General features: G+C 60.3%; 15 protein-coding genes. 8 read left to right on the top strand and 7 right to left on the bottom strand.

The window, feature by feature from the left end:
* Nucleotides 1-12 precede the first annotated feature (12 nt).
* The 4 genes from ABH924_RS18495 to ABH924_RS18480 all read right to left on the bottom strand — a co-directional run bounded on the left by ABH924_RS18495 (nt 13) and on the right by ABH924_RS18480 (nt 2,913).
* Nucleotides 13-627: a hypothetical protein gene (locus ABH924_RS18495; protein WP_404501160.1), complete on the bottom strand. Its 615-nt coding sequence runs from the start codon at nt 625-627 to the stop codon at nt 13-15.
* A gap of 46 nt (nt 628-673) precedes the next feature.
* Entirely contained in the window at nt 674-1,273 is a 600-nt protein-coding gene (locus tag ABH924_RS18490; protein ID WP_404501158.1) for a hypothetical protein, read from the bottom strand.
* Nucleotides 1,274-1,426: 153 nt separating this feature from the next.
* Nucleotides 1,427-2,203 (bottom strand): hypothetical protein, encoded by a 777-nt coding sequence (locus ABH924_RS18485; protein WP_404501156.1) that lies wholly within the window; start codon nt 2,201-2,203, stop codon nt 1,427-1,429.
* Nucleotides 2,200-2,913 carry a hypothetical protein gene (locus ABH924_RS18480; protein ID WP_404501154.1) on the bottom strand — a complete coding sequence of 238 codons (714 nt, stop codon included), beginning with the start codon at nt 2,911-2,913 and terminating at the stop codon, nt 2,200-2,202. Before ABH924_RS18480 ends, ABH924_RS18485 begins: the two co-directional genes overlap by 4 nt.
* Nucleotides 2,914-3,066: 153 nt before the next feature.
* Here ABH924_RS18480 and ABH924_RS18475 point away from each other — a divergent pair, with 153 nt between their 5' ends.
* On the top strand, nt 3,067-3,423 hold the full coding sequence (locus ABH924_RS18475) for a winged helix-turn-helix domain-containing protein (protein WP_404501152.1): 357 nt from the start codon (nt 3,067-3,069) through the stop codon (nt 3,421-3,423).
* Here the strand turns inward: ABH924_RS18475 and ABH924_RS18470 are convergent.
* Nucleotides 3,420-4,493 carry a hypothetical protein gene (locus ABH924_RS18470; protein WP_404501150.1) on the bottom strand — a complete coding sequence of 358 codons (1,074 nt, stop codon included), beginning with the start codon at nt 4,491-4,493 and terminating at the stop codon, nt 3,420-3,422. The two genes, ABH924_RS18475 and ABH924_RS18470, sit on opposite strands and share 4 nt — an antisense overlap.
* Before the next feature lie 135 nt (nt 4,494-4,628).
* A complete protein-coding gene (locus ABH924_RS18465) occupies nt 4,629-5,267 on the bottom strand; it encodes an SDR family oxidoreductase (RefSeq protein WP_404501166.1) in 639 nt (212 codons plus the stop codon).
* A 455-nt stretch (nt 5,268-5,722) separates the two neighbouring features.
* On the opposite strand from ABH924_RS18465, the gene ABH924_RS18460 reads away from it, so the two are divergent.
* The 5 genes from ABH924_RS18460 to ABH924_RS18440 all read left to right on the top strand — a co-directional run bounded on the left by ABH924_RS18460 (nt 5,723) and on the right by ABH924_RS18440 (nt 10,340).
* Complete coding sequence (locus ABH924_RS18460; protein WP_404501148.1) at nt 5,723-6,490, top strand: MBL fold metallo-hydrolase; 768 nt, start codon at nt 5,723-5,725, stop codon at nt 6,488-6,490.
* A 175-nt stretch (nt 6,491-6,665) separates the two neighbouring features.
* Nucleotides 6,666-6,908: a hypothetical protein gene (locus ABH924_RS18455; protein WP_404501146.1), complete on the top strand. Its 243-nt coding sequence runs from the start codon at nt 6,666-6,668 to the stop codon at nt 6,906-6,908.
* A 152-nt stretch (nt 6,909-7,060) separates the two neighbouring features.
* Nucleotides 7,061-8,950 (top strand): MarR family transcriptional regulator, encoded by a 1,890-nt coding sequence (locus ABH924_RS18450; RefSeq protein WP_404501144.1) that lies wholly within the window; start codon nt 7,061-7,063, stop codon nt 8,948-8,950.
* Nucleotides 8,951-8,987: 37 nt separating this feature from the next.
* Nucleotides 8,988-9,956: a DNA adenine methylase gene (locus ABH924_RS18445; protein WP_404501142.1), complete on the top strand. Its 969-nt coding sequence runs from the start codon at nt 8,988-8,990 to the stop codon at nt 9,954-9,956.
* Nucleotides 9,957-10,013: 57 nt separating this feature from the next.
* On the top strand, nt 10,014-10,340 hold the full coding sequence (locus ABH924_RS18440; RefSeq protein WP_404501140.1) for an ArsR/SmtB family transcription factor: 327 nt from the start codon (nt 10,014-10,016) through the stop codon (nt 10,338-10,340).
* A 60-nt stretch (nt 10,341-10,400) separates the two neighbouring features.
* On the opposite strand, the gene ABH924_RS18435 is transcribed toward ABH924_RS18440, so the two are convergent.
* Entirely contained in the window at nt 10,401-11,096 is a 696-nt protein-coding gene (locus ABH924_RS18435) for a hypothetical protein (protein ID WP_404501138.1), read from the bottom strand.
* Nucleotides 11,097-11,574: 478 nt separating this feature from the next.
* On the opposite strand from ABH924_RS18435, the gene ABH924_RS18430 reads away from it, so the two are divergent.
* Together ABH924_RS18430 and whiA are read left to right on the top strand one after the other, a co-directional pair.
* On the top strand, nt 11,575-11,721 hold the full coding sequence (locus tag ABH924_RS18430) for a hypothetical protein (protein WP_404501136.1): 147 nt from the start codon (nt 11,575-11,577) through the stop codon (nt 11,719-11,721).
* Nucleotides 11,718-12,710 carry a DNA-binding protein WhiA gene (whiA, locus tag ABH924_RS18425; protein WP_404501164.1) on the top strand — a complete coding sequence of 331 codons (993 nt, stop codon included), beginning with the start codon at nt 11,718-11,720 and terminating at the stop codon, nt 12,708-12,710. The genes ABH924_RS18430 and whiA overlap by 4 nt, the downstream gene beginning before the upstream one ends.

Genomic DNA, 12,710 nt, shown 5'->3' with positions numbered 1-12,710 from the left:
TAGGACCTCGCCTCATGTCCAGAAGCAGACCGCGCCCTGGAGTCGGTTCTCGAGCCGATTTTCGTCCGTCGCACTGAAGAATTCCCGACGGTTCTGCGGCCATAAGTTCCTCACGTCGCTGCTTCCGGCCGAGCACAAAGGAGTCAGATGGTCCAATTCATACTTTGATGCTTCCGACCATGGGATCCCGTACGCGGCCATCAGCTGCTTCTTCGCAGCCTCCGTCAGATTCACCGGCGGCCGGACCGTGTCGGTGTACCCGCCCGGTTTGCCCAGGGTCGAGTCCATGTTGGCGTCCGTGACCGTCGGATCAACCGACCCCGGGGTGCATTTCGGGTCCGGGAGCTCCCCGCCATCGGAGGCAACACGGACATGGCAGGTCCCCGGCCCGGGCATCGGCCCTTCAAGCCCCGCCGCGGTCCACCCGTGCCCGTTGGCCACCACAGGACCAGTACCCGGCAAAGGCGCTGAAGCAGAAGCGGTGATGGAGGGTGTACCGGACGCCGCGGCCCGGACCTCGCCGGTGCTCGCGGCTACAGGGCCAGCGCACCCACCGACCGCAAGCAGCACCGCCGCCAGGACGGCGGGTTTCAGCAGCGAGGAACCAGGGATTCTCAGTGTCTTCATTCTCAATCCTTTCAGCAGGGTGTTCAGGGGCTTAGATCGGGTACCCTCAGGGGAATCCGTGGAACGTCGGCATAACGGCGATCACCGGCACGCAGGTGGAAACGCACGCTGCCGTCATGGACCAGACAAGAGCCCGGGACCAGGCCCTGCGCAACAACACGAACCCGGCAACAACCACGAGCGCGCCGGCCACCCAATTAGCGCCAAGCAACGCCGTCACAGCGTCGTGGGCGCCACCGAAGACAGCGGTGAATGGATTCCTGCCTGTCACACTCGTTGCCAGGACCCCGGCAACCCACGCCCCGGGGCTCACCCACCCCGTAATCACCAGAACCCGTGCCAAAGCCCTCATGACCGGCGCCCGTCCCCTGGCCTTCTTCAAAGTGTTTGGGTTGGCTGCTCTTGGCGAACCCTGCCCCTGGCGGGGCTGGGCACGAGCGGAGGGTTGAGTCGCCTTGATGAACCCCGGTGCGATAGAGGTGGCGATGGGTTGGAAGGAGACTATGGGGGCGTCGGCGGAAGTGTCGTCGCGGCCGCCGATCAGCATCGTCTGTTGGCTAGGCTTCGAATAGAAGCTCATGGTCGGGGGAAGCTCGAGCTCGTCAGAGCCTTCCATTCGGTCTGGATCCTTCTGATCGTTGGTCATGTAGTTTCTCCTGAAAGATTTGTTCGACTAGTGGTGGAGCCAGGGCTCCGTGGAGTGGTGGCCGCGCCCGCCACTTGGGGGTATGACGGGCGCGGCCTGTGAAGCCCTGGCCAGGGGGGACGGCCAGGGCTGCTTGTGAGAAACCCCCGGTGTTCAGACAATCGCCAACCGGGCATGGCCGATATCGCCGCTGCCGGTTTCCTCATCCATGCCGGGAGCGCCTTGATCGTGGTGTACCAGGGCCGCGAGATCATCAGCGGACATGTCCACGGCCCGTTCCCAGCTGATCCCATGCAAACGCGCCCACAGGAAGCCCGGCTTCGTGAAAGCGATCCGCGCCAAAGGCTCCCGGCAGCCCTCGGGCAGGAAGCGCAGGGCACGGGCCGTGGCTTTGACACTGACCCGCTCCTTTTCCGCCCGGACACGGAGCACCTCGACCGCTCTCGCAGCCAGGTCCTCCGGACAGCCAAGACGGGCCAGCAGCACCAGCAACTCATCCCACACGTCCGCAGGGCCGTCCGGGTCCGGATCATCAGGAACCACGCCCCAGTCGTCTTCGCCGCTGCTGTTCTCTTGCCAGTGGAGGACCTTGACCCTGTCGATGTCCTCCACCAGATCACGCTGCGCTTTATCCAGGTCCCGCTCAAGACGGCCCAGCTCACTCCGGACAGCGGTCACCAACCAGGCCCGCGGATTATGCGCCTTGTCAAACCCCGGGCGCTTCGCGATCTTCCATGCCAGATGAAAAGCCTCACCAGACTCCAGCGCCGGGAACCGTGCCGCCAACGGACGCACCAACGCCGGTAAAACCGACCCCAGCAACTGCCTGCCCTCAGGAGAATCCCAACCCGCTTCACGGACCCTGCTGACAAGACCGGCGAACAACACGTCCGGGCCGCTCAAAGGCGACCCGACGGCGGGCCGGCTCATCCGCGTACCCCGGACCCAGGGTCGGCAACAGAGAGCTTCCGGAGCAACGCCTGTGCATCACGGCTCAACCGCTGCACACGGACCTCGTCCTTCACCCCCAACGAAGCACCGGAGCCCATATCGCCGACGAACTCCTCCACAAACCTGACAGCATCCGACAACGCGGCCCCGGCCTGAATCAAAAAATCCCCCGGAACGGCCGGATCAGCAGCGGAAACCTCAGCAACAACCCCCGCCACCACGGACCTCGCATACTCCCGACGAGACCCGGCCCGGACCTTCCGCGCAGACCGCAACGGAACCTGCGAAGGACGCTCACCGGCAGCGGCGTAGTAGTTGTTGATCGTCGTATGGGTAACACCGAGAACGCTTGCAACAGCCCGCCGTGGCAGGCGAGCATCCACCAAAGCGCACGCGAAACCCCGCACAGCCGCATCATCCAGGCCCGGGGTGAGATCTTCCACCCGCAACCCCTCAGCCTCAACAAACACAGCCCACGACGGCGTACCATCCTTTCCCCACCGCACGGTGCTGTACAGCTCGGCAAACAACCCAGCCACCACACCAGAAGACCCGGGATCCGTGCCCATGTCCCCGAGCCGGTTCTTCAGCTCCCGGAGATGATGGTCAACCGTTGACAGCGAAGGCAACCGCGTGCCGTGATCGCTCGTCTTCATAACCTTGGCGCTTCTGGGTTGTGTGGAAGTCATCAATTGCCCTTCCTCCGGGTTCGCTTTTCCCGAGTTGTGAGTATCCAAATAAAACATGGTTTAATCAAGTTCTTATGTGACTAAGTCATGACTGTAGCATGTTATTCAGGATGTATGCAGTCCGAATCGCTTTAAACACGGAGAGTAGGCAAAATGGCTATCATGCCCAAAATGGTCCGCCCTGATAGTGAGTTCGACAGCGAGTGGTCAGATGCCCTGGAGATGGCAATTCAATGCTTTGGCAGCGGGCCGAAAGACATGGTGGTGTCCTATCTGCGTCAGAATCCGGCGTCGTTCAGGAGTGAGATCGCCGAAGGCACTGGCCTGAAAGCCGGAACACTTCAGAACCAGATCGATGACCTTCTGGAGTGGGGGGTCATCGATTCCGATATTCCAACCGATAAACGGGGTCGAGGACGAGCCAGCCGCTATTCCGTGAACCGCGAACGAGTTCTCGTGATGCTTGAAACAATGAAGGAATATCTACTTGGCAGAGATAGCGAGTCTTAGAGCGGGGACAGCCTACAAAGCAGGTATCTTCCACCGTTGCGCGCCGGGTTCAAAGTGCCGGCGGTTACGTTGAACCTGCGCCAGCGGTCCCAAAGGGTCCTAAAGCGCACAGTAACGCCCTTCTTGGGAGCTGTGTTCATCCGAACTCTGGAGAGATAAGTCTCAAGGGTTAATAGATCGTCCGGATGTACCAGCTCATCGAGGCCGCTGTCGTCATCTCTGGGCAGCCCGAAGTCGGCCCAGCTTGGGGATTTCATGAACGCTCGTTGTTGATCGGCATCGCAGCAGAAGAGGACACGATCGGTAGACAACTCGAAAGAGACGCGGGCGACATCCTCGGGAAGGATCGTCTCAATTGCCGGTTCTGAGACGAAAGGCTGACCCGCAAACTCGTAGGTGATTCCTTTGTAGGAGAGCTTCTCGTCTTGGTTCCCACCCTCGGAAAACAAGCGCGAGGACATCTGAAGTTTCTTTTGTCCTGGGTCGTTCGTTCCGTAGCGCGTGACTATGTCGTAAACAACCAGGTTCCGTTCGAAGTTGCTTTCCCTGATCCAGTCAGCCGCCATCTTGGTCAGCTTGCCGCGGTAACTGGAAACCACCAACTCGTTGGCCCACTGCCCAGGATCACTCTGGCGCCTTCGCTTCAGAGCAGGATCGATCTCATAGATGACATCCATCCAGTCGTCCCAATGAATTCGGGTTGGTACGGGGTTTTCCCTGCTCTCGATCTCCCACTCCCAAGCCCCAACGACCTGAGGTTCCGGGATGGCAGTGCCTCTATGGGTATATATCCCTCGGAAGGCAACGATCTGACCGCTGGAAGGAGAGCGAATTGCCTTCGTGATAACGTCCCAGTCTTGTCCGTCCAACCGAACAGCGCCCGAAAAGTCTGCGGGACCGGCCCTAAGCGCTGCCTTGAAGGGCTCGAATAGCAAGAGTCGCGCAGGGCGGGACAACTGCCGACGGCCGAACTTCGCTCCCCCGTGATGGACATTGCCTACGGCCAACAAGCTGAGTTCGTTGTTGGGTATCACATCAACAAGAATCCAGCGCCCTTCCATCGAGCTCACTCCGGGCCTCCGCGAAACTATTCAAAAAGCATCGCCGAACAGGCTGATGCACTGCCTCCTACTGAATAAGTACCCGGCAGCCAGGAATAGTGACGCGCCATCCCTAAAAATGTTTTGGAATCTGACCGAAACCAGTTAGTAACCAAGTACAGCGCCGCCCGTGACCGGTACCGTGACGCCGGTCATGTACGTAGACTGCGACACCCAATAGATCACGGAAGCGATCTCCTCAGGCCGTGCCAAGCGGCCAAGCGGCACATCATTGAGCATCGTTTGCCTTTGGTCTTCAGTGAGCGCCGAGGTCATATCCGTTGCTGTTCCACCGGGCGCCACAACGTTGCATCGGATCCCTTTTGAGGCGTACTCCTTCGCGACCGTTCTGGCGAACCCTTCCAGTGCTCCCTTGGCCGCCGTGTAGTTGGCCTGCCCAGGCACGCCGTACCGGGCCGAGGCGGAAGATACCAATACGATGGATCCGTCCTTGGAACGAAGCAGAGGTCGTAGGGCTTCCTTGACTGCGATCATGGGTCCAATTGCATTGGTCTCCAGCACCCTCCGAATCTTCTCTTCGTCCATGCGCAGCAGAAGGTCATCATCCGTTATCCCGGCGTTTACGATTAGGGTCTCCACGGGCCCATGATGATCGGCTACATCCTTAAGCGCCTGGACAACCTGCGCCCGGTTCGTGATGTCGGCCTCTACACCGAAGACTCCTGCCGGAACCCCAGTCCCCCGATGGGAACCGGCAACGCGGTGACCATGGTCCAGGAACATTTGGGCTACGGCAGCACCGATACCTCGAGAGGCGCCAAGAACAAGAACAGATCGCGAATGTGAAGAGTTTTCCATTTGCCAAAACTACCTGATATCGTCGGCAACACATTTATTTGGCAAATGAAGCTCGGTCAAGCGGACGCCAGACCGGCTGGTTAGATCACCAACCACCTAGGTAGTCCTATGTCCGCTATGAATCACCGCCCCATTGCCATATTGGTCCAGCCTGAAACTATTCGGTTACTCAGAACTCTCAGCTCCGAAGGACGGCCTCTAAGCGCGAGTGAGCTCTCGACGAGAACTGGCGTGTCAACTCATTGCGTGCGGGCACTTATTCCGAAGCTCGAGGCCCGAAATCTCCTTGCGGTCTCCAACGGGTTACTGATCGTCAATCGAACACAAATCGCCAGAATCCTCGATCACAGTATCCAAGAGCTCCTGGCGGAGAGCGCCGAATGAAGAACTGGGCTCCAAGGACCCACATCACCACCATCAACCCCAGTACGCACATGGTTACTGGTCTTGGCTCGAATTGGACCGTGCTTCAGGATGGTGAAGCTTTCACTCTCGTCGACTGCGGATACCCGGGAGACTTACCAAATGTCATTGGCGCACTAGAGTACCTCAATCTGCGCCCAGAGGCCGCCGCGGCAATCCTCGTGACCCACGGACACTCAGACCACATTGGTACCGCCCGAGTCCTTTCAGACCTCTATGGCATGCCGATCATGGCAGCGGAACAGGAGATTCCCAACCTCGACGGAACCTTCAGATCGCAACTCACGCTTAACCGGGCGCTCCTGCAATGTTGGAACCCCCTGTTCGCAAGATGGTTGTTTCATGCTGTCAAGCGAGCTGACGGGCTGAAAGACGTCACAGTACTGTCGGCACAGCCGATAAGTACAGGTGAAGCCCTCGATCTGCCTGGACAACCGATCCCGATTCCCACCCCGGGACATACACCAGGGCACAACTCGTACTTTCTTCAAGAATCTGGAGCACTTCTGAGCGGTGACGCTTTGGTCAGCGGGCATCCTATTGTGCACCGTAAAGGCCCACAGATGCTCCCTTCGTTTTTCCACCAGAGCCCGCGCGAAGCAATTGAAAGCCTCTCAGAGCTTGTTTCGTATGAATTTGGGACCCTGCTACCAGGTCACGGACCCGCTGCAGCCATAACTCAAGAGCGCGTTCGAGCCGTTCGGAATGAGTGGCGGCGAAGATGACCATCAATCATGATTAACTTGATATATTCTCTGGTTATGTCAGTAACTGATGGTTTGAAGCCAGCCCTAAGGATTTCGGGCAGCGGAAGGCCTCCGATCAAGGGAAGGTGCTCACTTGTCAGACACGCCCAAACTCGCTGCACTTAATGGTACTGGTAACGGTAGGCTTGGCTTTATGAGTGCATCCATTCACAGGCGCCACCGTGGTACGGGCCTCGACAACGTGACCCTCAAGGTCGACGTCGCCCCCGATGCAAAAGACCTGGTCAACCGCGTCAAGGACCACATGGGACTCTCACAGGCCCAGGCCGCGGAACTCATACTCCTTCGTGTCCCCGTGGACAAACGTGGGCTACCTCTGTGGGACGACATTGACGACCACCAGAGAGGGGCTTTGCCTATCGCAAAGGCCAGTTAAACGAAGACGGCCCGTCTAAGACGGGCCGTCGGAAGATTAGCGTTCAGACCAGTGACCGCCAAGAAACGGATCTGAACATTGTGTTTCTCTTTGTCGCTACCTCAGTGAGGCGGCTCCCTTTGTCGTACCCCTGAAAGGAGAGTACGGGCTTAATGCTACAGGCATTGCTGTCTTCGTCAACATCAACTGTGCCCGGTGTCGGTGTTCGTGTCCCTTCGGTGACGCCGCCGGCCGATGCGTGGGCTGCTTTGGCGCCTTTGTTGGCGGGTCAGGCCCGTGTGCGGTTGTCCCGCGATGGCGGTAAATCGTATCCGCAGAGGCATGAGCGGGATCTGACTGGGGCTCTTCCGTCTTTCCCTGCTGCGGTTCGGATTTTCGGGAAGGACGGCACGTGTGGGGCGATCTTTCTGGATTTTGACTCTTCCGTGGCCGGTGTTGATTGGGTTGAGGCCGATGTGAGGGCGGTGCAATCCTGGTTGCATCGTTGTGGTGCCCGGTGGATTGAGGATTTCTCCCCTAATGGGGGCCGGCACGTGTACGTCCCGCTTCGGGAGCGTGTGACGTTTTCGGAGGCGCGTGATCTTGTCGAGGCCCTGGGTACCCGGTACCGGAGCCTGGACAAGACCCCGCATCAGAACCTTCTGCATGGCTGCATGCGTACACCGGGGTCCCCTCACAAGCGCGGCGGCCACCAGGAACTGGCGATGAGCTTGAACGTGGCCTATGACGTCGCCCGCCGGCCCAACACCCCGGATATCTGGAAGGCCATGACCAACGATCTGGCCCAGGAGATATCGGCGGCCAGGGCCTTGCGCCTGGAACAACCTTTCGACACTGACGCCTCCGCCACCCTGGACCAGCGACAGTCCACCCAGGTCTTTCACACTCCGGGCCGGATGCCGCGCCCTATGCAGCAGCTGGCAGTCACCGGGCTCTATGACGTCAACAGGTACGCCACTGATTCAGAGGCCCGGCAAGCTGTGCTGGTCGCCGCGGCCGCGGCGGGCATGAGCGTCACTGATGTCCAGCGCCGCCGCCTGCAGGGCACCTGGCCGGGCTTGGCGTCCTTCTACGCCCGCTACGCCCCCCGCCACCGGTCCAAGGCACTCGAGCGCGACTGGGCAGAGGCCCTCCGTCACCTCCAAAAAAGCGCCGGCAAAAATCCCGAGAAGATCAATGCCCGTAAATCCCCCACTAGCCAGCCTTCTACACAGCCGGGCCCTCCTCAAGGGATTCTTGTTTCGACGCCTCCCGATGCTGAGCACCGGTTTATCCGGACCTGGCGCAATGCGCTGAGCTTGAAGGAGTCGCGGTATCAGGAGTCCAGGAATGGGTTGGCTCGGCGGATGGTGCTGCGGGCGTTGGGTGAGGCTGCACACATGACTGCGTCCCGGTTTGTTGAGTTCGGTGTCCGGTCGATGGCGGTGGCGACCGGGTTGGATCATACGACCGTTGCCGGGCACTTGCGTGAGTTGCGGGCAGAGAAGGATCCATTGGTGACTCTGGTGGAGAGCGGGCGGGGAACTCACGGGGATCAGTACATGCTCACCATTCCGGAGGACGTGATGCCGGTGGCCGAGGATCTGTCCTGGCGCAAGGGCAAAATCCGTGCGTTGCGCCCGGTCTTCCGGGAACTCGGCCTGCCCGCGGCGTTCGTGTACGAGGCCCTGGAACAATCCTCCACGCCTTTGCCGGCGGCCGACATTATCAGGGCGACGGGGCTGTCACGGACAGCTGTCAGTGAAGCATTGGAAGTTCTCGCGGCCTGGAAGTTGATCACCAAAGACAAGAAGCGGGCCTTCAGTGTGGTGTCCGCGACGTCGCTGAAAGATTTGGCCGAGTACTTCGGCGTCCTGGAAGCCGTCACCGCACAGAAGACCAAGTACAGGAACGACCGGATCATCTGGCGCGAATGGCTGACCAAACGCTTCCACACCGTTGCGGAGCTGCTCTCCCCCGAGGAGGACTACCCCTGGGAACAATTCGAGGGCCCACCCGATGACTGGACCCTGGCCCACATGGCCTTCATCGGCACCAGATAACACCAATAACGAACCCGTAGAAAGGAACCTCTCGAGGATGCCAACCCCTGTATTGCGTCCGCCGTTGGTTTACTACGGCGGCAAGCAACGTCTCGCCCCGCTGATCGCCGGGCTTCTGCCCTCACACAGCCACTACGTCGAGCCTTTCTGCGGGTCCTTGTCGGTGTTGCTGGCTAAACCACGGTCTGTGAGTCGGCGTGAGACCGTGAATGATCTGGACGGGAATCTCATGGCTTTCTGGACGGCGTTGCGGGACTCCCCCGAGGAATTGCAGCGTCTTTGCGAGTTCACCCCGCACGGCAGGGCCCAACGCGACGCTGACCAGGTCATCACCGAGGAGCTACCGGTGCTCGAACGCGCCCGCCGGGTCTGGTCCTGCCTGGTACAGGGACGCTCCGGAACCTTGCGTAGGACCGGGTGGCGATACGACGCGGATCCCGGTACCCGTTTCTCCATGACCGCCAGGATGGACGGCTACCGGGCACGGATGCCCGAGGTAGCCCGTCGGCTCCGGCACGTCAGCCTCGAATCCGACGACGCCCTGGCCATCATCGACCGGTACGACGGGCGCGGAGCCTTGTTCTACGTCGACCCGCCCTACCTCGGGGCGACCAGGACCTGGAATTACGGAACCGAAATGGTCTCCACCCACCAACACCAGGCACTGGCAGAACACCTGCGCGCAGCCGCCGGCACCGTCATCCTCTCCGGATACGCCTCAGGGCTCTACGAGGAGCTTTACGAGGGCTGGTACCGGTACGAGGCATCGGCGTTCACGACCCAAGGCGGATCGGACAAAACAACCACGGAAGTAATCTGGTCCAATCACCGCCTCGATACGGCAAGCACGAAGTTTCGTCACAGAGCCCCGGAAAGTAACGAAACACCCCGCCAACGCACCGGCTGCTACCGGACCATGGTGCATGCCCCTACAGGCAGGCCCAGGATGTACTGCTCCCCCGCGTGCAAAACCGCAGCACACCGCCAGCGGAAGACCAACCAATAAAGACGTCTCAGCCACGCGTTGGACCCTTGTGTTTGCGCAGCCTGTAAGAATGGGGGCGTGTCTTACTCATCCATTACCCCGGGCAGGCCTGGTACTAGCCTCACCGCGGAGGCTGCCGCTGTCTTGGTGGGCAAACGCATGAACCTGGCGATTATCCGATACTTGCGCGCGAACGGTCCCTCTTCTGCCGTGGCGATCACGGAGGCGACCGGGAAGACCCATCCCACCATTTGGCGGTATTTGAAGGAGCTTGAAGCGGCGAGCATCGTCACGGTCAATATCCCGGAAGGAGAGCGATATGGTCGCTCTCCGGTCATTACCTACGCGCCCGAAGGTATGAAGGCATTGTTAGCGGACCTGCAGAACGAGTTCGCAGAAGACTAGGCGCTGACCGCTGCCCGTTTTGCGCCCGGGAGCCTGGGGCGTGAGAACAGGACTGTGCGTTTAGTCTTTGGGGTGAGCCGGCGCCTGACTCACGGGTTTCCTTCGCATGCGCTCCTGGACCGCCTCCGCGGTTGCTGCTCTCAGGATGTCCAGCTCGTCCGGGCTGACTTGTTCGAGTGCGTGCGCGGACACTTCTTCAACGCCCAGGTCGTTCATCACCCGGTGGAACCGCAAACGGGCTTCTACTACGCGGTCGACGTCTGTCGAGTCGGTTGTCAGGTATCGGGGATCGACATCAAATGCCCCGGAGATGGCAAAGAGAACCTCCCGCCTCGCCTGGGTGTCTGAATCAGACAGTAGTTCGTTCCAGATTTTGCGTGGGAAGTGGAAGCCTTGCTTGCCCAGGTGCTCCGCCACATCCTGGTAGATCGTGTCGGTGGTTTTGCCCACCGAGCTCGCAAGAAGCTCGAGTTTCTCTCTCAAGCGGACGCTGTGCTCCGAAGTGGCCATTCCGGCCCGCGCGCGTGCCTTCGCGAGATCGATGAGGTCCAGTTCGTTAAACTTCAGAGCGGATCCAAGCCTGGCCAGCTCGACAACGGTCACGGGACGATCGCCATTGGCGATGCGGCGAATCGTGTCTCGCTGAAGCCCGGTCATCTCTTCAAGCTTCGGCGCGCTAAGGCGTTGCGCAGCCTGCGCTAACCGTATCTCCACGGCAAGGGCATCGTGAAGCGCTTTGCTCTCATCCTCGTCCATCCTTAGGATCCTACCCACGCGCAGCAAATATACCAACATCGCCGCACATCTGCATAAGGAGGGTCTGCGGTGACGCTTCAACCGAGACGAGCGCCCAAGTAGGGGTAGTCGGTAGTGCCCAGCCGTTCGCCCGCTTCGCGGTTGGAGCTGATGCCACGTATTCGGGTGTTTGGCGCGTGTATCGCGACACGATCCGGGTTCTGCGCCCACTATTTTATTGCCTGGTAAGTAGTTCCTGGACTTCTTACCGGATTGTGCCCGGGCGGTGTTTCAGCGCGTGGAACCCGGCCGGGCGATTTACCGCCGGGTGCATGTATCCCGGCGAGGAGAGTGCGGTCAGACACCCCAGCCCTGGCCGCACTCTTTCCCGGATGACCCGGGGACACTGGACTCGTGGTCCTCGAGGCGCACGTGGCCCGGTCCGCGTCCACCCCGGACGCTTACACCAAATGCAAACCGACAACGTAAGGAAGCGACCATGGCCATTCACAGCTTCATCACACCAGCGGAGGCTGCAGACAGGCTCGCAATTCGTGAACTCTTCGACGCTTACGCCCATAGCGCCGATATGCGCGATGCTGAAGGACAGAAAGCATTGTTCACCGAATACTGCCGCGCTTGGTGAGGTTGATTGTGTTGGTCAAGGAAGAGCTTTCGCGGGTGGAGATCAGGAGTTCTTCGGCCAGGAAGGCTGAAATCTCGGCTCTTTTGCGTTTCGCTGGTGGTCTGCACATATCTCCAGGCGGGCTCATGGTCCAGGCCGAGGTTGATCTTGCTTCCGCAGCCAGGCGTGTGCGGGATGCGATCGCTGATCTTTACGGTCACCGGAGCGAGGTCTTCAGGGTTTCTGCTGGTCAAGGCCATTCCGGCGGGCGCTACGTTGTCCGGATTGTGCGCGGCAGCGAAGTCCTGGCCCGTTTGACCGGTCTGGTGGATAGCCGTGGAATTCCGGTCCTGGGGCTTCCGCCGGCGGTCGTGAACGGTTCATCGTCCGATGCTGAGGCTGTGTGGCGGGGGGCTTTCCTGGCACAGGGTTCGCTCACTGCGCCGGGTCGGTCTTCTTTGCTTGGGGTCACGTGTCCGGGGTTGGAGGCTGCGCTTGCTTTGGTGGGTGCTGCCCGGCGGTTGGGTGTTGAGGCCAGGATCCGCGAAATGCGTGGTGTGAATCGCGTGGTGATCCGCGACGAGGACTCGATTGTTGCTTTGCTGGCCCGTATGGGTGCTGGTACGGGCCTCGCGAAGTGGCAGGAACAGCGCAGGGTCAACAACGTCAAAGCCGGCAGGGCCAACCCCATCGAGAATTTCGACACCGCCAACCAGCGACGATCCGTCCAGGCAGCTCAGCTTGTCAGGGCCCGCGTCGAACGGGCCCTGGAAATTCTGGGAGAGGACGTTCCGGAGCCCCTCAAGCACGCCGGTGAACTCCGGCTCGCCCATCAACAGGCCAGCCTGTACGAACTGGGCACGCTGGCTGATCCCCCCATAAGCAAAGACACCATCGCGGGGCGCATCCGCCGGCTTCTGGCCACCGCCGATAAACACGTGTTGGAATCGAAGGATGGACCAAACCGTGTTCTTCCACCGCCTTTGCCGCCAGCCGAACCAGGGTACTGA

It is taken from the genome of Arthrobacter sp. GAS37 (assembly GCF_044908325.1).
Lineage (GTDB): Bacteria > Actinomycetota > Actinomycetes > Actinomycetales > Micrococcaceae > Arthrobacter > Arthrobacter ramosus.
Note: the sequence above shows the minus strand (reverse complement) of the source record. Positions and strands in the feature narration are given on the sequence as shown.